Below are 19,485 nucleotides of genomic sequence, written 5' to 3'. Positions count from 1 at the left end.
GATGGACCTGCACCTGTCCTCGGCCGAGCCGAGCGCCGGCGAGCGGGAGGCGATCGACACCGAGTTCGCGCTGCTCGCACCGTCCGCGGCCGTCCGTACCGCGGACGACCGCCCGACCCGTTCCAAGCACGCGGGCCACGCACTGCGGTCGGAGCGGCACCTGCTGCTGCCGCTGCTGCACGCCGTGCACGACGCCGAGGGCTGGCTCTCGGAGGGGGCGCTCAACCACGTCGCACGGGTCCTCGGGGTCCCGCCGGCGGAGGTGTACGGCGTCGCGACGTTCTACGCGATGTTCTCCGTCGAGCCACGGGCACCGCGCGTGGTCCACGTGTGCGACGACGTCGCCTGCGGCCCGTACGGCGGTGAGGAGATCATCTCCGAGCTGGAGGGCCGGCTCGACCCCGAGCGGGCCTGCGTGGTGCGCAGCCCGTGTCTGGGGCTGTGCGAACGGGCACCGGCGGTGCTGCAGCAGCGCGCCGGGGAACCGGACCTCTCGCAGGCCCCGGCCACCCCGGACGACGTGCTGGGCGCGGCGACCGCCCCGTACGACGGCACCGGTGAGCAGGCCGAGGCCGCCGACCGGGTGTTCGCCGACGCCACGGTCAGCGCGCCGCAGGCCGGGACCGGGCAGCACCTGCGGCTGCTGCGCCGGGTCGGGGTGGTCGACCCGTCCTCGCTGGACGACTACCGCGCCCAGGGCGGCTATGCGGCGCTGCGCCGGGCGATCGACCTGGGCCCGTCCCGGGTGATCACCGAGCTGAAGGACTCGTCGCTGATGGGCCGCGGCGGCGCCGCGTTCCCCACCGGCGTCAAGTGGGAGGGCGTGGCGCAGGCGCCGGAACGCCCGCACCACATGGTGTGCAACGCCGACGAGTCCGAGCCCGGCACCTTCAAGGACCGGGTGCTGATGGAGGGCGACCCGTTCGGCCTGATCGAGGCCATGACGATCGGCGGCTACGTCACCGGCGCGACCACGGGGCACATCTACATCCGCGGCGAGTACCCGCTCGCCACCCGGCGGCTGCAGGACGCCATCGCGGCCGCGCGCTCGCGCGGCTACCTCGGCGACGACGTCATGGGCGAGGGGTTCGCCTTCGACATCGAGCTGCGCCGCGGCGCGGGCGCCTACATCTGCGGGGAGGAGACGGCGCTGCTGCAGTCGCTGGAGGGCTACCGCGGGGAGCCGCGGAACAAGCCGCCGTTCCCGGCCCAAGTGGGCCTGTTCGGCAAGCCGACGGCGATCAACAATGTCGAGACCCTCTACAACGTGCTGGAGGTCCTCTCCATCGGCGGGCAGGCGTTCGCCGAGGTCGGGGGTGGTCGCTCCACCGGGTCGAAGCTGTTCTGCGTGGCCGGCGCCGTCGGGACCCCGGGGGTCTACGAGGTCGACTTCGGCACCACGCTGCGCGAGCTGCTCGACCTGGCGGGCGGCACCCGCGGGGAGCTGCGCACCATCCTGCTGGGCGGGGCGGCCGGCGGGTTCGTGATGCCGGCGGACCTCGACGTGCCGCTCACCATGGAGGGCACCCGCGACATCGGGGCCACGCTGGGCTCGGGCGTCGTGCTGGTGTTCGACTCCGGCGCCGACCTGACCGGGACGCTGCGCCGGATCGCGGCGTTCTTCCGCGACGAGTCGTGCGGGCAGTGCGTGCCCTGCCGGGTCGGCACGGTCCGGCAGGAGGAGGCTCTGGCCCGGCTGGAACGCAACGCACCGATCGGGTCCCGGGAGACCGAGCTGGCCCTGCTCGACGACCTCGCCCGCGTCATGCGGGACTCCTCGATCTGCGGGCTCGGGCAGACCGCGCCGTCGGCGGTGATGTCCGCGATCGACCTCGGGCTGATCGCCGCGCCGCGGCGGGGCGCTCCGGAGACCAACGGCCACGGAGGTGACCGATGACCACGACCAGCAGCGGCAAGGGACCCGCCGTCGGGCCCGGTGCGGGGTCGAGCGCCCCGGTACCCGGCGTCGACGGCGCCGCGGAGGCCGACGCGGGCAACGGGCACGCAGGTGCCGAGACCCCCGGTGCCGGCCCGGGGGCCGGGGAAGGTGTGGAGACGCTGCGCCGGGAGAACGGGGCGGGCCCCGTCGGCGTGACCGTCGCGGACCCGGCGGGCGCCGCGCCCGGCCCGGCCGAACGCCTGGAGGTCGGCGGCCCGGTGATGCTCGGGCAGATCCGGCGCACCGTGAAGGTCTCCCTGGACGGCACCGAGGTCCGCGTCCCGGAGGGCTCCACGGTCCTGGACGCCCTGCACAGCGAGGGCACGCCCGAACAGGCCGACACGCCGACGTTGTGCTGGGCGCCGAACATGGATCCGATCAACGCCTGCCGGGTGTGCGTCGTCGACGTCGGTGGCCGGACGCTGGCGCCGTCGTGCGCCCGCAAGTGCGAGGACGGCATGGAGGTGCAGACCGACACCGAGCGGGTGCGGCACAACCGCAGGATGGTGCTGGAGCTGCTCGCGTCGTCGGTGGACATGGGCGAGACCAGCGCCGACGTACAGCGCTGGATGAGCGAGTACGGCGTCGACCCGGAGCGCTACGGGCCACCGGCGCCGCCCGCCGCGGCGGGGGAGCGGGACCGGCTGCACGCCGGGCACCACCACCCGCCGGACGGTGCCACCCGGGCCACCGTCGACCAGCCGGTGAAGGTCGACAACGACCTCTACGTGCGGGACTACGCGCGCTGCATCATGTGCTACAAGTGCACGCACGCCTGCGGCTCGGATGCCCAGTTCACGTTCGCCATCGCCGCGGCCGGGCGCGGGTTCGACGCCCGGATCGCCACCGAGAACAACGTCGAGCTGCCCGACTCGGCGTGCGTCTACTGCGGCAACTGCATCGGCGTCTGCCCGACCGGGGCGCTCAAGTCGGTCGCCGAGTACGACCGGCGCGAGGCCGGCGAGTGGAAGCCGGAGGAGGAGACGGTCACGACGACGGTCTGCTCGTTCTGCGGGGTCGGCTGCAACCTGGAGCTGCACGTGCAGGACAACGAGATCGTCAACGTCACCAGCCCGGCGGACCACTCGGTGACCCACGGACACCTGTGCATCAAGGGCCGATTCGGGTTCCGGCACGTGCAGAACCTGCCGGAGGTCTGACCCGCTACCGGGCACCGCCCCGGCCACCCGACACCGGCCCGCTGCCCCGAGGGGCACCCTCGTCACCGCCCGCGGGAGCGAGGGTGCCCCTCGGGGCATGTCGGGTGGTGGGGTTCCGGCGTCGCTCAGCGCGGTGTTGCTCAGCGCGCGGGGGCGCGGTGTTCCCGGCGCTGCAGCACCAGCAGCGCCGCGAGCGCCACGGCCGCCAGGACCGCCACCAGCAGGCAGAACACCACCCCGGCCGTCCGCAGCCCCCAGGCCTGGCTCGCCGCCCCGACGCCGACGACCGGCAGCGAGATCGCGACGTAGCAGACCACGAAGTACGACGACGTCGTCCCGGCCCTCCGGTGCGCCTCGACCCGCGCGTTCACCGCGGCCAGCCCCTTCGAGAACGCCATGCCCTGCCCGGCCCCGGCGACCACCGCACCGGCCAGCAGCTCGGCCAACGACCCCTGCGCCACCGACAGCGCGATCAGCAGCACCCCGGCGACGAGCAGCACACAGCCGACGTCGAGGGTGCGGTCGGTGCCGAACCGGCGCACCGCGATCTGGGTGACCACCGACGCGCCGAGCAGCAGCAGCGAGGGCACCCCGGCCAGCACGTGGCTCGGGCTCCCGACCAGCTCGGACACGATCCGCGGCGACACCGCGGTGAACAGCCCCAGCACGGCGAACCCGGCGAACCCCGCGGTGGCGGCGAGCGCGAACACGGTGCGCACGTCGGCGGGGACCTCGACGGCCTGCGGGCGCAGCGACGGGCGCTCGACCGGCGTCACCGTCTCCGGGGCCAGGTACACCAGCAGCGCGCACAGCCCGACCAGCACCGCGTGCACCGCGTAGGACAGCTGCAGCGGCGCCGGCAGGTACTCCACCGCCAGCCCGGCCAGCACCGGTCCGAGGCCCAGCCCGCCCATGTTGGCCGCGGTGGCGACCGCCGGGCCGCGCCCGTGCCAGGACTCCGGGGCGGCCTCGATGATCGCCGCCGTCGCCGCGCCGGCGAAGATCCCTGCCGAGACCCCGGACAGCAACCGGCCGACCAGCAGCACCCACACGGGCCCGGCCGGCAGGAACACCAGGCTGCTGACCAGCGAGAACACGATGCCGGCGAGCAGCAGCGGGCGCCGGCCGAGCTGGTCGGACCAGCGACCGGCGAGCAGCAGCGCGCCCAGCACGCCGACCGCGTAGACGGCGAAGATCACGGTCTGGGTGACCGGGGAGAACTGCAGCTCCTGCTGGTAGAGCACGTACATCGGGGTGGGCAGCGTGGCCCCGAGCATGACGACGGCGAACGTCGCGGCCAGCCCGGAGGCGGCCACGGCCGGTGACAGGCGAGCGATGACTCCTCCTCCGGTGCAGGATGCAACGATCATGCTGCCCGGTCAGGGACGGCGGCGCAGTACGTGCAGGTCGACGCCGTGCGGCAGTGGGCGGGTCCGGACCGTCCAGCGTTCACGGGCGTCGTCGAGCCAGCGCGGGGTCTCCGGCCGCCCCGGGTCGGCCAGCCACACCGCGGCGCGACGGCTGGTCAGCCGGGGGAGCAGCGCGGTGAGCGCGTCGGCCGCGGCGGCGCCGTAGAGCACGTCGGCGGCCAGGACGAGGTCCCAGCGACGGTCGTCGCCGATCGGGTCCGCGGTGTCGAACGGTGCGACGGCGGTGTCGACCTTCAACGCGTTGCGGCGGGCGTTGGCCGCCACCCAGGCGACGGCCGCGGGGGAGCGATCGGTGGCCAGCACCGGTACGGCCCCGTGCCGGGCCGCGACCAGCGACGGCAGCCCGAGCCCGCAGCCCAGCTCCAGTACCCGGCGCCCGCCGAGCCGGGCCGGGCCTGCGTGGTCGACCGCGGTGGCCAGCGCCCGCCCGGACGGCCACAGGTGCGCCCAGTGCGGCGGGTGCATCTCCTCGTGCCCGGAACCGGCCACCGGCTCGGGCGCCATCGCGTCCGGGTCGGCGGGGCGCAGCACGGTCAGCGGCCCGGACGGCAGCGGCACGTCCTCGAGCACCCCCGGCCCGGTGGGCCCGTCGACGGTGCGCACGCCGGTCAGACTCCCGCACGGTGGGTGAACCGGCCACCCACGAGCGTGGCCGCGACCGGCATGGTCCGCAGCGTGACCGGATCGCAGCCGGTGGGGTCGGCGTCGGTGAGCACCAGGTCGGCGCGGGCGCCGGGGGCGATCGCCGCGGATCCGGGGACGACACCGTAGGAGGCGCCGAGCGCGACGGCCCGGCCCAGCTCCTGCTCGGGATGCCAGCGGTCCCGGTCGTCGGCGGTGCGGTGCACCGCGGCCGCGAGCGCCACCCACGGGTCCAGCGGCGCGACCGGGGCGTCGGAGCCGAGCGCGAGCCGGGCCCCGGCGTCGTGCAGCGAGCGGTAGGCGAACGAGCGCTGCGTGCGCCCGGCCCACAGCCGGTCGGCGACGTCGCGGTCGTCGAGGGCGTGCTCGGGCTGCACCGACGCGACGAGACCGAGATCGGCGAAGCGGGGGACGTCGTCGTCGGTCAGCAGCTGGGCGTGCTCGATCCGCCCGCGCGCCCCGGTCGCGGCGAACGCGTCGAGGACCAGGGTGTTCGCGTGGTCGCCGATGGCGTGCAACGCCGCCTGCAGCCCGGCGCCGTGCGCCTTGTGCAGCAACGGGACCAGGTCCTCCGGCGGGACGAGCAGCAGCCCGCACGGGTGGTCGAGCACCGCGCCGGGCGGGGCCGGGTAGGGGTCGTAGCAGTAGGCGGTGCGGGTGTTCAGCGACCCGTCGGTGATGACCTTCAGCGGGCCGGCGGTGAGCAGCCCGCCGGTACCCGGGACCTCGTCGCCGGTGCCCAGCCCGGTCGCGACGTGGTCGTCGAGCCGGTCCGGCCACACCGAGGCCTCGACGCGCAGGCCGGTGGTGCCCGCGTCGATCCGGCGCCGCCAGTGCGGCAGCGACCAGGACGCCTCGAAGTCGACGATCCCGACCACGCCGCGGGCCGACGCGGCGGCGACGGCATCGGCGACGAACCCGTCCAGCGTCGTGGCCGGGACGTCCTGCAGCGCGACGGTGACGGCGAAGAACTCCGACTCGCGGATCCGGCCGGTCGGGTGGCCGCGGTGGCCGAAGCGGGAACAGGCGGCGCCGTTCAGCCAACCCTGGTGCAGGTCCCCGGACACGAGCACGACCGGGACGTCACCGGTGACCGGGTCGAGCAGGTCGCGGTGCGCCTCGTCCGGCCACAACGCGTCACGGAACCCGAACCCGACCAGCACCTCGCCGGGCTCCGGCGGGGCGGTGGCGACCCGTGCTGCGACCAGCGCGGCGGCCTCACGGGCCGAGCGGGCACCGGACACGTCGAGGCGGCGGCGGGCCAGCGACCACTGCTCCATGTGGACGTGGTGGTCCCACAGCCCGGGCAGCAGCGCGCGGCCGCCGGCGTCGACGACCTCGGCGCCGCCCGCGGGCAGTGCGGGGCCGACGGCGGCGATCCGGCCGTCGTCGAGCAGGACGTCGACAGGGCCGCCGAGCGCGGAGTGGCCGGGCAGCAGCGGGCGGACGTCGCGCAGCAGCACCGGGCCGGCCCGGAGGTCGGCGGGGCTCATCCGAGGAACGGCCGGACGCGGCCGGTCCAGCGGGACTCGTCGCGGCGGTAGACCGGGATCGGCCGCCGTGCCACCCGGAAGGTGTAGCGCCCGGCCTCCTCGACGACCTCGCCGTCGGTGGCGAGCATGCTCGGCTCCAGCAGCTCGACGTCGAGCTGCTCCACCTCGCGCTGGTGGTAGACGCGGCTGTGCCCGAGCGCGCCGAGGATCAGCGCGACGACCGCCCGCAGCCGGGAGAACGCGATGTCCGCGCGCAGGTAGCGGACGTCGAGCAGGCCGGAGTCCAGCGTGGGCCGCCACGCGGGGACGGCGCCGCGCGGGAAGTAGGGCCCGTTGCCGACGAACAGGAACCAGACCTTCCGCCACTTCCCGTCGATCTGCACGCTGATCCGCTCGGACCGCTGCAGCACGGTGACCAGAGCGGCGGCGAACGCGGGCCACTTGCCGTAGCGCGGCTGCCACTGCTCGCGCAGCCGCACCAGCTCCGGGTAGGAGCCGATCGAGGCGGTGTTGATGAAGAACCGGGTGCGGGTGACCGACCGGTCGGCCGGGTCGTCGAGCCGTCCGGGGTGCGCCTCGACCAGCGCGAGGTCCACGGCGACGGCCTCACCGGCCTTCGTCGCGTCGACGACCTCCTGGATGTCGTAGACGCCGACGTCGCGGGCGAAGTGGTTCAGCGTCCCGCCCGGCACGACGACCAGCGGCAGCCCGCGCGCGTCGGCGACGGCGGCGGCGGTCGCGACCGTCCCGTCCCCGCCGGCGACCCCGACGGCCTGCACCCACTCGCCGAGCTCGTCGATCGCGTCGGTCAGCAGGGTCTCCACCGACGTCCCGTCCCCGACGACGACCTGGTGCGCAGCGGGCAGGTACCGCGCGACCTCCTCGGACACGTCCTGGTCCGGCGGCCCGGAGTACGGGTTGGACACGATCACCAGGCCCTCCCCGTCGGGGAGGGTGGGGACGGTGTCGACCGGGCGGGCCCGGGCCTCGTCGGTGGGGCGGACCGGCCACCAGCGCCGCGTCGTCTCGGCGACGGCGGTGCCCAGCGCGGCCCCGGCGAGCACGTCGGAGGTCCAGTGCACGCCCACGTGCACCCGCGACCAGCCGACGACCGCGGCCAGCGGCACGACGACCGACCCTGCGCGGCGGTTCTCCATCATCACCGCGGTCGCGAACGCCGCCGCCGAGGCCGCGTGCCCGGACGGGAACGACGACGAGGACGGCGGGTCGGCGATCGTCCGGTACGGCGGCAGCTCCGCCGCGGCCGGGCGCCGGCGCGGCAGCAGCTCCTTCAGCACGGCGTTCGCGGTGAAACTCGTCAGCCCGATCGAGACCACCCCGCGGAACGCGGCCTGGCGCGTCGTGCCCCGTTTCCCCGCCAGCAGCGCGGCGATGGTGAACCACAGCAGCCCGTGGTCGGCGGTGGCGGTCAGCCTGCGCAACACGCCGTCCACCCGGCTCGGCGGACGGGACGCGATGAAGTCGGTGATGACCTCGTCGGTGCGGGAGACCGTGCGCAACCCCCCGTCCACTCGCCGGGACCGGCGTGCGACGCGCTCGAACCATCCGCTCACAACCGTGACACTAGAGGGGGTCGGACACTTACCCTGAACGGCATGCAGCGTCGGATCTTCGGGGTCGAGACGGAGTTCGGTGTCACGTGCACCTTCCACGGGCAGCGCCGCCTGTCCCCGGACGAGGTGGCGCGCTACCTCTTCCGGAGGGTCGTGTCGTGGGGCCGGTCGTCGAACGTCTTCCTCCGCAACGGTGCCCGTCTCTACCTCGACGTCGGGTCCCACCCCGAGTACGCGACCGCCGAGTGCGACTCGCTGACCCAGCTCGTCGCGCACGACAAGGCCGGTGAGCGGATCCTCGAGGACCTGCTCGTCGACGCCGAGCGGCGGCTGATCGACGAGGGCATCGGCGGCGACATCTACCTGTTCAAGAACAACACCGACTCGGCCGGGAACTCCTACGGCTGCCACGAGAACTACCTGGTGGCGCGGCAGGGCGAGTTCTCCCGGATCGCCGACGTGCTGCTCCCGTTCCTGGTCACCCGCCAGCTGATCTGCGGGGCGGGCAAGGTGCTGCAGACCCCGCGCGGCGCGGTGTTCTGTCTCTCGCAGCGGGCCGAGCACATCTGGGAGGGCGTCTCCTCGGCGACCACCCGCTCGCGGCCGATCATCAACACCCGCGACGAGCCGCACGCCGACGCCGAGCGCTACCGCCGGCTGCACGTGATCGTCGGCGACTCGAACATGTCCGAGGTCACCACGCTGCTCAAGGTGGGCACGGTGACGCTGGTCCTGGAGATGATCGAGGCCGGGATCCAGTTCCGGGACTTCACCCTGGACAACCCGATCCGCGCGATCCGCGAGATCAGCCACGACCTCACCGGGCGCCGTCCGGTGCGGATGGCCGGTGGCCGCGAGGCCAGCGCCCTGGACATCCAGCGCGAGTACCACGCCCGCGCCGTGGAGTTCCTGCGCGATCGGCACGAGGACCCGGTGATGGAGCGGGTCGTGGAGCTGTGGGGCCGCACGCTCGACGCCGTCGAGTCGCAGAACCTGTCGATGATCGACCGCGAGATCGACTGGGCGATCAAGCACCGGCTCGTCGAGCGGTACCGCGACAAGCACGACCTGGACCTGTCCAGCGCCCGCATCGCCCAGCTCGACCTGGCCTACCACGACGTCCGGCGCGGCCGCGGGCTGTTCGACATGCTGCAGCGCAAGGACCTCGTCGACCGCGTGACCGACGACGGCGAGATCGAGGCGGCCAAGGACACCCCGCCGCAGTCGACCCGGGCCAAGCTGCGCGGCGACTTCATCGCCGCCGCCCAGGCCGCCGGGCGGGACTTCACCGTGGACTGGGTGCACCTGAAGCTGAACGACCAGGCGCAGCGGACCGTGCTGTGCAAGGACCCGTTCCGCTCGGTCGACGAGCGGGTGGACCGGCTCATCGCCTCGCTGTAGGGGGTCGCGGGACCGCCGGAGCCCGGCGGGTCACAGGTTGTCGGGCAGCCACCCGTCGCCGGACGGGTAGACCTCGGGATCCGGGTACACCTCCGCGGGACGCCCGTGCCGCGCGGGCCGCACGATGCGCCCCAGCGAGGACTCGGACGGATCGGCGAACACGTGCAGCCCGAAGCGGTCCGACAGTGCCCGGCACACGGCGACCCCGCGTACGGAGTTGCCGTGCCGGTCCAGGCCGGGGGAGTAGACGCCGACCCCGACGGCGTCCGGGATGACCGCCAGGATCCCGCCGGAGACGCTGCTCTTGGCGGGGATCCCGACGTCGTAGGCCCACTGGCCCGCGGCGTCGTACATGCCGCACATGCTCATCACGCTGAGCACGTCGCGGGTGTAGGTGCGCGGCAGCGCCGGGACACCGGTGAACGGGTTCGCGCCGCCGTGCGCCAGCGTCGCGGCCATCACCGACAGCTCCGGAGCGGTGACGGTCACAGAGCAGGCGGCCAGGTAGACGTAGAGGTTGTCCTCGATCGGGCCGTGCAGCATCCCGAGGCTGCGCATCAGGTAGCTCAGGGCGAGGTTGCGGTCGTTGACGGTGAGCTGCTCGGCCAGGATGTCCTCGTCGACGGCGAGGTCGGGGTTGCCGGTGTAGATCCGCAGCCGCACCAGCAGCCGCTCGACCTTCTCCTCCTTCGTCGCACCCTGCACCAGGTTCGACGCGACCAGCGCGCCCGCGTTGACCAGCGCGTTGAACGGCCGGTTGTTGACCTCGTCGAAGCGGATCGAGTTGAACGGGTCGCCGGAGGGCTCGACGCCGATCCGGGCCAGGACCTCGTCGCGGCCGTTGTCCTCCAGCGCCAGGCCGTAGGTGAAGACCTTCGAGATCGAGTGCAGCGGGAACCGGACGTCGGCGTCACCGACCTCCCACTGGGTGCCGTCGACGTTGGTGGCGGCCAGCCCGAACAGGTTGGCGTGGGCGGCCATCGACGGCGGGTAGTACGCGACGACCCGGCCGTCGGGTGCCCCGCCCGGCCTGCCGACGGTGCTGTGCAGCTCCTCGAGCTGGCGCTGCACGATCTCCCGTTCGGCCCGTGCGACCACCGCCGTCGCCCCCTTCCGCCCCGTCCGGCGGCACCCGGGTCGGGTGCCGCCCGCGGGGCGGAACCTAGATCAGAAGGGCGAGGGGATTCGAGTCCGGGAGGGAATTCACTCGATCCCGGGCATCAGGGTCCTGCGCAGCTCGGTCAGCTCGTCGCGGATCTCCGGGTCCGCGGGGCCTGCCTTGTCGTGCGCGGCGGCGATGCCCATGGCCGCCAGCAGGTCGGTCGCGGCGGCCGCGGGGTCGCCCTGACCGCCCAGCACCGGGTGCAGCCCGGCGTCGGCGAGGTGGTGGAACACGATGTTCACCACCGTCCACGGGTTGAAGGTCTCCTGCTCGGTGCCCGCTCCGGCCGTCATCCGTCGAGGGTTTCCCTCGTCCCGGCCTGCGTCAACGACCCTGTCGCAGGATGAGACGCCCGGGCGTCGCGTGATCGGACGGATCGGGCGTGGCTACGATGCCGTGCGTGTCCACCGCGCGTGCGGAGCGCCTGGTCAACCTGGTGCTCTGCCTGATGTCCACGCGGCAGTTCCTGCCCGCCGAACGGATCCGCGCGACCGTGCCCGGATACGCCGAGGCCCCGAACGACGACGCGTTCTTCCGGATGTTCGAGCGGGACAAGTCCGAGCTGCGGGAGCTGGGCGTCCCGCTCGAGACCGGCCGGACCTCGGTGTTCGACGCCGCCGACGGCTACCGGATCGCCCGCGCCGACTACGAGCTCGGCGAGATCGCGCTGGACCCCGACGAGGCCACCGCCGTCGCCCTGGCCGGGAACCTGTGGGACTCCCCGGAGCTGGCCGGGGCCGCGCACGGCGCGCTGGTGAAACTGCGCGCGGCCGGGGTGGAGGTCGCGGACTCCCCGGCGGCCGCCGTCCGGCCCGGCGCGCAGGCGGGGGAGCCTGCGCTGGCGCCGCTGCTGTCGGCCTGCCGCGACGGGAAGGTCGTGACCTTCGAGCACCGTCGCGGCCCGGCCGACCCGCCGGCGCAGCGGACCGTCGAGCCGTGGGGCGTGGTGTCGTTCCGGGGCCGCTGGTACCTGGTCGGCCACGACCGCGACCGCGACGACGTCCGCTGCTTCCGGCTGTCCCGCATCCGCGGTGCGGTCCGCACCACCGGCAGGCCCGGCGCGGTGACCGTGCCCGACGACGTCGACCTGCGGGCCCTGGTCCGCGAGTCCGCCGGGCCGCCGCCGGTCACCGGCACCGCCCGGGTGTGGGTGGCGCAGGACCGGGCCGCCGGGCTGCGCCGCATCGGCCGTGAGCAGGGGCCGCGTGAGCACGGCGGGCGCGCCGGCGTCGAGGTCGAGTTCGACGTCCGCGACCGCGGTGTGCTGGCGCGCTGGCTGGCCGGGCACGGTCCGGACGTCGCCGTCCTGGAGCCGGAGTCCCTGCGTGACGCCGTCCGGGCGCTGTGGGCCGCCGCGGCGGGCGTGCCGGTGGAGACGCTGCCCGTGGAGACGCGCTCGTGAGCCGCATCGGGGTCGGCGAGCGCGTCCCGCGGCTGCTCAGCCTGGTGCCCTACCTGCGGGCCCACCCGGGCGTCCCGGTCGCGGAGATGGCCGCCGACTTCGGGGTGAGCGAGAAGCAGCTGCGCACCGACCTGGAGCTGCTGTGGATGTGCGGGCTGCCCGGTTACGGGCCCGGTGACCTGGTCGACCTGTCGTTCGCCGGGGACACCGTCGACGTCGTGTTCGACGCCGGGCTCACCCGCCCGCTCCGCCTGACCACCGCGGAGGCGACGGCGCTGCTCGTCGCGCTGCGGACGCTGCACGAGATCCCCGGCGTCGTCGACTCCGACGCCGTCGCCCGCGCCATCGGCAAGGTCGAGGCGGCCGTCGGAGACGGCGCCGCGGGGGAGGGGAGCGGCCCGGCCGGGGTCGTCGCCGCCGACAACGGGCCCGGTGAGCGGGCGACGACGGCGGTGCTGCGCGGCGCGCTGGCCCGGCACCGGGCGCTGCGGATCGTCTACTTCACCGCCGGGCGGGACGCGGTGTCCCGCCGCGTGGTCGACCCGATGCGGCTGGTCGTCGCGGACGGCCGCGGCTACCTGGAGGCCTGGTGCCGCCGCGCCGAGGGCGTGCGGCTGTTCCGCCTGGACCGGGTGGAGCAGGCCGAGGAGCTCGACGAGCCCGCCGACCCGCACCCGGAGGCCGAGCGCACCGACGTCTCCGCGGGGTTGTTCCGGCCCGAGCAGGGGCACCGCAGCGCGGTGCTGGAGCTGCAGCCGGCCGCGCACTGGGTGGCCGAGTACTACCCGGTCGACGAGGTGCGTCCCGGGACGCCGGAGGAGACCGATCCCGGCCGGCCGATCCGGGCCCTGCTGCGCTACGCCGACCCGGACTGGCTGGTCCGGCTGGTGCTGGGGCTCGGCGGGGCCGCCCGGATCGTCGAGCCCGCCGAGCTCGCCGACGCCGTGCGCGACCGGGCCCGCGCCGCTCTCGCCGCCGCGGACGACCCGGCCGGGTGAGCCGCCGCCGGTGAACCGCAGGTGATCATCCGGTGTCCGGGGTGTCCGGTTCGCCGGGGGAGATCCGGGCCACTGCGGGGCGTGCGTATCCTCGGGGCAGACGGTCCCCGCGGGCGCCCCGCGCGGGTCACCGACGTCGACGGAGGTTCGCGCCATGCCCGGTGGCTACGAGTGGCTGATCATCATTGCCGTCCTGCTCCTGCTGTTCGGTGCGAAGAAGCTGCCGGACATGGCCCGGTCGGTCGGCCAGTCGGCCCGCGTGTTCAAGGGTGAGATGAAGGGCCTCAAGGAGGACGGCGCGCAGGCCAAGGACCAGCCGGCCGCCCCCGCGCAGGAGATCCGCGCCGCCGAGCCCGAGCAGCCCGCCCAGCCGACCCGGCCCGCACAGCCGGCCCAGCAGGACCAGGCGCAGGCCGCGCCGCAGCACGACGGCACCACCGGTACCGCCGGCACCACCCGCTGAGCACGCCCGTGATCCGCAGCAAGCGCCGGGCGAACCCCGACGGGACGATGACGCTCGTCGAGCACCTCTACGAGCTGCGCACCCGGCTCGGCATCTCGCTGATCGCGATCGCGCTCACCACGGTCGTCGGCTACATCTGGTTCGAGGTCGCGTTCTTCGGGTTCCCGAGCCTCGGTGCGCTGCTCAAACAGCCCTACTGCGACCTCCCGCCGTCGGCGCGTGCCCAGCTCAGCGCGGACCCGAAGGCGTGCACGCTGCTCGGCACCACACCGTTCGACCAGTTCATGCTGCGCCTCAAGGTCGGCGCGACGGCCGGGGTCATCCTGGCCTGCCCGGTCTGGCTCTACCAGCTGTGGGGCTTCATCACCCCGGGCCTGCACAAGAAGGAACGCCGCTACGCGATGGCGTTCGTCTCGGTCGCCGCGGTCCTGTTCGTCGCCGGCGCCGTGCTCGCGTACCTGATCATCCCGCAGGCGCTGAAGTTCCTGCTCACGATCGGCTCGGAGATCCAGACGACGGCGCTGACCGGCCAGTCGTATTTCAGCCTGGTCGTGAACCTGATCGTCATCTTCGGGGTCAGCTTCCTGATCCCGCTGCTGGTCGTCGCGCTCAACGGCGCCGGGGTCATCTCCTACGAGCTGCTGCGCAAGTCCCGCCGCGGGCTGATCTTCGCGCTGTTCTGCTTCGCCGCCGTCGCCACGCCCGGCCAGGACCCGATCTCGATGCTGGTGCTGGCGTTCGCGCTGACCCTGCTGTTCGAGGGTGCCATCCAGGTCGCCCGGATCCAGGACCGGCGCAAGGCGAAGCGCCGTGCCGCCGAGGGCTGGGACAGCTGGGACCCGGACGCGCCGTCGCCGGTGGACACCACGCCGTCGTCGATCCCGGCGCCGTCCGCGGTCGGCGGGCCCTCGGAGATCGGGGGCACGTCGGAGATCGGTGGCCCGTCGGACGTCGCGCCGTCGGAGATCGAGGCGCCCCGCCCGGTCCCGCCGCCGGCACCGGTGGAGCGGCCGCGCGAGACCGGCTACGACGACATCACCTGACGACATCACCTGATTCCCGGGTACCCACCGGACCCCGGGCGGCGCCCCCTCCGTACGATCCGCCGCGGCAGTGCACGGCGAGGGGAGACGGGCGTTGAAGTACAACCGGGTGGTCATCAAGCTGAGCGGTCAGGCGATGTCCGGTGACGACGGGTTCGGCTTCTCCGCCCAGGCACTGGCCCACCTCGCCGACCAGATCAAGCAGGTCCGTGCGCTGGGCGTGCAGATCGCCGTCGTCGTCGGGGGCGGGAACGTGTTCCGCGGCAACCGGTCCGACGACTGGGGTATCGACCGCGTCGAGGCCGACAACATCGGCATGCTCGGCACCGTCATCAACGGTCTGCTGCTGCGGGGCAAGCTCTCCGCGGGCGGCGAGGACAACGTCCGCGTCATGACCGCGATCCCGATCAACGCCGTCGCCGAGCCGTTCCTGCGACTGCGGGCCAAGCGCCACCTGGACAAGGACTCGATCCTGATCTTCTCCGGTGGCAACGGGCAGCCGTTCATCACCACCGACTACCCGAGCGTGCAGCGGGCGCTGGAGATCGGCGCCGACGCGCTGCTGGTCGCCAAGCACGGCGTCGACGGCGTCTACGACACCGATCCGCGCAAGAACCCCGACGCCCGCCGCTACGAGCGCCTGCCCTACGACGAGGTGCTGGAGCGCAGGCTCGCGGTGATGGACCAGACCGCGTTCATCCTGGCCCGCGACCACGGCCTGCCGCTGCACGTGTTCGACATCGAGCGCGACGGCCTGATGGCGGCCATCTGCCAGGGCGAGCACCACGGCACCGAGATCAGCCCCGAGGTCACCGAGGCGGAGTTCGCGCCCGAGTCCTGAGGCTCGCCACGGTTGTCGGTGGCGTATGACAGCCTTGGGGTGTGAGTCCTGATCCGGCCGCGGCCTACGCGGCGGCCAAGTCCCGGTCCGCGCACCCGCAGCTCGCGGAGTTCGCCGGCCTGCTGCCGTTCGAGCTCGACCGCTTCCAGCGCCAGGCCTGCGAGGCCCTCGAGGACGGCCACGGCGTGCTGCTCTGCGCGCCCACCGGTGCCGGCAAGACGGTGCTCGGCGAGTTCGCCGTGCACCTGGCGCTCTCCGAGGGCCGCAAGTGCTTCTACACGACGCCGATCAAGGCGCTGTCCAACCAGAAGTACGCCGACTTCGTCGAGCGCTACGGCGCCGACACCGTGGGCCTGCTGACCGGGGACACCGCGGTGAACGGCGACGCCCAGGTGGTCGTCATGACCACCGAGGTACTGCGGAACATGATCTACGCCGACTCCGACGAGGCGGCGAACCGGCGCCTCGACCACCTCGGCTACGTCGTGATGGACGAGATCCACTACCTCGCCGACCGGTTCCGCGGGGCGGTGTGGGAGGAGGTCATCCTCCAGCTGCCCGAGCACGTCGCACTGGTCGGGCTGTCGGCGACGGTGAGCAACGCCGAGGAGTTCGGCGACTGGCTCAAGGAGGTCCGCGGCGACACCACGGTCGTCGTGGACGAGCACCGGCCGGTGCCGCTGTGGCAGCACATGATGGTCGGCAACCGGCTGTTCGACCTGTTCGGCGAGTCCGAGGGTGCGCTCGTCGTGGACCCGGAGCTGGTGCGCCACACCCGGGAGATGCAGCGCCGCGACTCGATCGGGCGCGACCGCGGCGGGGACCGCGGGCCGCGCGGGCGGGGCAGGCACGGCGGGCCGCCGCAGCAGCGCGACCGGCAGCGCACCCGCGGCGGGAAGGGCCGGGGCGGGCAGGACCGGGGCGGCAACGACCGTCACCGCGGCAACGACTCCACCGCCGTCGTCGGGCGGGGGCCGTCCGGGCCGCAGCGGGGCGGGTTCCGGCCGCCGTCGCGCCCGCAGGTGATCGAGCGCCTCGACCGCGAGGGGCTGCTGCCTGCGATCACGTTCGTGTTCTCCCGCGCGGGATGCGACGCCGCCGTCGGGCAGTGCGTGCGCGCCGGGTTGCGCCTGACCAGCCCCGAGGACGTCGACGAGATCCGCCGGATCGTCGAGAAGCACACCGGGGACCTGCCGCAGGCCGACCTGGAGGTGCTGCGCTACTGGGAGTGGCGCGACGCGCTGGAGCGCGGGATCGCCGCGCACCACGCGGGCATGCTCCCGGCGTTCAAGGAGACCGTCGAGGAGCTGTTCCTCGCCGGTCTCGTGCGCTGCGTGTTCGCCACCGAGACGCTCGCCCTGGGCATCAACATGCCGGCCCGCACCGTCGTGCTGGAGAAGCTGGTCAAGTACAACGGCGAGTCCCACGTGGACCTGACGCCGGGGGAGTACACCCAGCTCACCGGGCGTGCCGGTCGGCGCGGCATCGACGTCGAGGGCCACGCGGTGGTGCTCTGGACGCCGGGGATGAACCCCGAGCAGGTCGCCGGGCTCGCGTCGACCCGGACCTACCCGCTGCGCAGCTCGTTCCGGCCGGTCTACAACATGGCCGTCAACCTGGTCGGGCGGCTCGGCACCGTCGACGCCCGGCACCTGCTGGAGCGCTCGTTCGGCCAGTTCCAGGCCGACCGGTCGGTCGTCGGGCTGTCCCGCAAGATCGACCGCAACGACGAGGCGCTCGAGGGCTACCGCGAGGCCATGGCGTGCCACCTCGGCGACTTCACCGAGTACGCCGATCTGCGGCGGCGCATCTCCGAGCGGGAGAAGTCGCTGCGCAGGCAGAACACCGCCGCCGCCCGCGACGAGGCGGAGGAGTCGCTGCGCGAGCTGCGGCCCGGCGACGTCATCGCGATCCCGTCCGGCAAGCGCGCCGGGATCGCCGTCGTGCTCGACCCGGGTATCGGGGCGTTCGCCGCGCACGGCCGCGACGCCGAGCCCCGGCCGCTGGTGTGCACCGAGGACCGGTGGGCCGGGCGCCTGTCGGCCGGGGACTTCCCCGAGGCCGTCGAGGTGCTGGGGCGGATCAAGCTCCCCAAGCACGTGGAGCACCGGTCGCCGCAGGTCCGGCGGGACCTGGCGTCGTCGCTGCGGAACTCGCGCATCGAGGCCCCGCACCGCGGCCGGCGCCGCCGCGGGGACGCCACCGACGACCCGGAGCTCGCCACGCTGCGCCGGGCGCTGCGCGCGCACCCCTGCCACGGCTGCGACGACCGCGAGGCGCACGCCCGCTGGGGTGAGCGCTACGCGCGCCTGGAGCGCGAGACCGAGTCGCTGCGCCAGAAGGTGCGGGCGACCACGCACTCGCTGGCCCGGGCGTTCGACCGGATCCGGGCGCTGCTCGCCGAGCGCGGCTACCTGCTGCCGCTCGACGAGGTCGCCGGGCCCACCACCGACGAGGTCACCTCCGACGGGCGGATCCTGGCCCGGCTGTGGGGCGAGTCGGACCTGCTCGCCGCCGAGTGCCTCCGCCAGGGTGCCTGGGAGGGCCTCGAGCCCGAGGAGCTGGCCGCAGTGGTGTCGTCGCTGGTCTACGAGTCCCGCCGCGACGACGCACCGATGCCGCGGCTGCCCGCGGGCCCGGTGTCCGACGCCGCCGAGCGGACCGTGCGGATCTGGGAGGATCTCGACGCCGACCAGAAGCGGCACAAGGCCGAGCGCACCCGCGCCCCGGACCTGGCGTTCGCCTGGCCGATGCACCGCTGGGCGCGCGGCGAGTCCCTGGCCGAGGTGCTGGAGGCCGCGGCGCGCAACGGGCACGAGCTCTCCGCGGGCGACTTCGTACGCTGGACCCGGCAGGTGCTCGACCTGCTCGACCAGATCGCCGGGGTGGCGGGCCGGTCGAGCGAGGTCGGCAGGGCCGCGCACCGGGCGTCCGGTGCGGTGCGCCGCGGCGTCGTCGCGGCCGGCATGGAATGACTGACGAGCTGCGACTCCTGGACGGAACGGAACTGCGATGACCGACCGGCACCCCGACCACGACGACGCGCCGCGCGGCTGGGCCGGGCAGGGTGCGCGTGACGCGGGCTGGGACCCGGACACCGCACGCCACGACCCGGCCCGCGACTCCGGCTGGGCCCCGCCCGGGCAGCACGGCACCGACCCCGACGCCGGATGGACCCAGGAGGACCAGCGGGACTGGGAGCGCGCCGGCGGCGGGCACGGCTCGTGGGAGGAGCAGAGCTCCTGGGGCGAGCAGGACACCTGGGGCCGGCACGACGACCCGGCGGCGACCGGGCGGCAGGACTCGGTCTGGGGCGACGGCTCGGACACCGGTGGCTGGGGCGTCCCGGTCGGCGGGCACCGGGGAGCGCAGCAGCAGACCGGGGCGTTCGAGCCGCCGACGGACGCGATCCCGGAGTCGTCGCCGTCGTCGGGCTGGGGTGCGGCACCGGCCGCCGGTGACGGCGACGGCCCCGCCGGGGGGCACGGGTACCGCCAGGACGGGCCGGGCACCGACGAGCCGTGGGCGCCGCAGGACAACGTCCGCACGCCGAAGAAGGGGCCGTTCGGGCTCGGCATGGCGGTGTGGGCGGCGATCGCCGCGGCCGCGGTGATCCTGGCGGTCGTGCTGATCACGGCGTTCGTCGCGCCGGGCTGGGCGCTCAAGCCGAAGCTGGACCGCACCGCGCTGCAGAACGGCGTCACCAAGGTGCTGCGCGAGGACTACAAGCTCGGTGTCGGTGCCATCCAGTGCCCGGGCGACGTCGCGGCCGAGCCCGGCACCGAGTTCTCCTGCCAGGCCGTCGTCGACGGCGAGCAGCTGGAGGTCCCCGGCGTCGTCACCACCGACAAGGGCGACTACCAGATCAAGCGGGTCTGACGGGGATTACCGTGCGCCGCCGCCGAATCCGGTGGCGGGCCGCGCCCGCGTCGGAGAG

The 19,485-nt window shown here is 74.2% G+C and carries 16 protein-coding genes; 10 read left to right on the top strand and 6 right to left on the bottom strand.

All coding sequences use genetic code 11. The features are described 5' to 3' along the window. The first annotated feature begins 1 nt into the window (after nucleotide 1). Entirely contained in the window at nucleotides 2–1,897 is a 1,896-nt protein-coding gene (locus tag ACLE50_RS10685; protein WP_410943301.1) for an NAD(P)H-dependent oxidoreductase subunit E, read from the top strand. Beyond that, nucleotides 1,894–3,099, top strand: a complete 1,206-nt coding sequence (locus ACLE50_RS10680; protein ID WP_410943300.1) for a 2Fe-2S iron-sulfur cluster-binding protein — start codon at nucleotides 1,894–1,896, stop codon at nucleotides 3,097–3,099. The genes ACLE50_RS10685 and ACLE50_RS10680 overlap by 4 nt, the downstream gene beginning before the upstream one ends. Before the next feature lie 140 nt (nucleotides 3,100–3,239). Here the strand turns inward: ACLE50_RS10680 and ACLE50_RS10675 are convergent, their stop codons facing one another. From ACLE50_RS10675 to ACLE50_RS10660, 4 genes are all read right to left on the bottom strand, one after another. Beyond that, nucleotides 3,240–4,415, bottom strand: coding sequence for an MFS transporter (locus tag ACLE50_RS10675; protein ID WP_410943299.1), 1,176 nt, complete (start codon nucleotides 4,413–4,415; stop codon nucleotides 3,240–3,242). 63 nt (nucleotides 4,416–4,478) lie between these two features. Next, nucleotides 4,479–5,132 (bottom strand): class I SAM-dependent methyltransferase, encoded by a 654-nt coding sequence (locus ACLE50_RS10670; RefSeq protein WP_410943298.1) that lies wholly within the window; start codon nucleotides 5,130–5,132, stop codon nucleotides 4,479–4,481. 5 nt (nucleotides 5,133–5,137) lie between these two features. Beyond that, on the bottom strand, nucleotides 5,138–6,664 hold the full coding sequence (locus ACLE50_RS10665; RefSeq protein ID WP_410943297.1) for an amidohydrolase: 1,527 nt from the start codon (nucleotides 6,662–6,664) through the stop codon (nucleotides 5,138–5,140). Beyond that, a complete protein-coding gene (locus ACLE50_RS10660; RefSeq protein ID WP_410943296.1) occupies nucleotides 6,661–8,184 on the bottom strand; it encodes a bifunctional phosphatase PAP2/diacylglycerol kinase family protein in 1,524 nt (507 codons plus the stop codon). Before ACLE50_RS10660 ends, ACLE50_RS10665 begins: the two co-directional genes overlap by 4 nt. A 96-nt stretch (nucleotides 8,185–8,280) precedes the next feature. Between ACLE50_RS10660 and pafA the strand changes: the two genes are divergently transcribed. Continuing rightward, the gene (gene pafA, locus ACLE50_RS10655) at nucleotides 8,281–9,639 is read left to right on the top strand and encodes a Pup--protein ligase (RefSeq protein ID WP_410943295.1); all 1,359 of its coding nucleotides are present in this window, start codon (nucleotides 8,281–8,283) and stop codon (nucleotides 9,637–9,639) included. A gap of 30 nt (nucleotides 9,640–9,669) precedes the next feature. On the opposite strand, the gene glsA is transcribed toward pafA, so the two are convergent. Both glsA and ACLE50_RS10645 read right to left on the bottom strand, forming a co-directional pair. Continuing rightward, nucleotides 9,670–10,737, bottom strand: coding sequence for a glutaminase A (gene glsA, locus ACLE50_RS10650; RefSeq protein ID WP_410943294.1), 1,068 nt, complete (start codon nucleotides 10,735–10,737; stop codon nucleotides 9,670–9,672). Between the two features lie 105 nt (nucleotides 10,738–10,842). After that, nucleotides 10,843–11,094: a hypothetical protein gene (locus tag ACLE50_RS10645; protein WP_410943293.1), complete on the bottom strand. Its 252-nt coding sequence runs from the start codon at nucleotides 11,092–11,094 to the stop codon at nucleotides 10,843–10,845. Between the two features lie 107 nt (nucleotides 11,095–11,201). Between ACLE50_RS10645 and ACLE50_RS10640 the strand changes: the two genes are divergently transcribed. The 7 genes from ACLE50_RS10640 (at nucleotide 11,202) to ACLE50_RS10610 (ending at nucleotide 19,427) form a co-directional block, all read left to right on the top strand. Then, nucleotides 11,202–12,203, top strand: a complete 1,002-nt coding sequence (locus ACLE50_RS10640) for a helix-turn-helix transcriptional regulator (protein WP_410943292.1) — start codon at nucleotides 11,202–11,204, stop codon at nucleotides 12,201–12,203. A gap of 5 nt (nucleotides 12,204–12,208) precedes the next feature. Beyond that, nucleotides 12,209–13,201 carry a helix-turn-helix transcriptional regulator gene (locus ACLE50_RS10635; RefSeq protein WP_410943569.1) on the top strand — a complete coding sequence of 331 codons (993 nt, stop codon included), beginning with the start codon at nucleotides 12,209–12,211 and terminating at the stop codon, nucleotides 13,199–13,201. Nucleotides 13,202–13,355: 154 nt separating this feature from the next. Next, nucleotides 13,356–13,664 carry a Sec-independent protein translocase subunit TatA gene (tatA, locus tag ACLE50_RS10630; protein WP_410943291.1) on the top strand — a complete coding sequence of 103 codons (309 nt, stop codon included), beginning with the start codon at nucleotides 13,356–13,358 and terminating at the stop codon, nucleotides 13,662–13,664. 47 nt (nucleotides 13,665–13,711) lie between these two features. Continuing rightward, nucleotides 13,712–14,707: a twin-arginine translocase subunit TatC gene (gene tatC / locus ACLE50_RS10625; protein WP_410943568.1), complete on the top strand. Its 996-nt coding sequence runs from the start codon at nucleotides 13,712–13,714 to the stop codon at nucleotides 14,705–14,707. A 94-nt stretch (nucleotides 14,708–14,801) separates the two neighbouring features. Beyond that, complete coding sequence (pyrH, locus tag ACLE50_RS10620; RefSeq protein ID WP_410943290.1) at nucleotides 14,802–15,548, top strand: UMP kinase; 747 nt, start codon at nucleotides 14,802–14,804, stop codon at nucleotides 15,546–15,548. Nucleotides 15,549–15,589: 41 nt separating this feature from the next. Continuing rightward, entirely contained in the window at nucleotides 15,590–18,523 is a 2,934-nt protein-coding gene (locus ACLE50_RS10615) for a DEAD/DEAH box helicase (protein WP_410943289.1), read from the top strand. Nucleotides 18,524–18,560: 37 nt separating this feature from the next. After that, nucleotides 18,561–19,427 (top strand): DUF4333 domain-containing protein, encoded by an 867-nt coding sequence (locus tag ACLE50_RS10610; RefSeq protein ID WP_410943288.1) that lies wholly within the window; start codon nucleotides 18,561–18,563, stop codon nucleotides 19,425–19,427. Nucleotides 19,428–19,485 lie beyond the last annotated feature (58 nt).

Origin of the sequence: Pseudonocardia phyllosphaerae (assembly GCF_046546475.1) — a bacterium.
Lineage (GTDB): Bacteria > Actinomycetota > Actinomycetes > Mycobacteriales > Pseudonocardiaceae > Pseudonocardia > Pseudonocardia phyllosphaerae.
The sequence above is the reverse complement of the archived record's forward strand: the minus strand, read 5'-3'. Positions and strand labels throughout refer to the sequence as shown.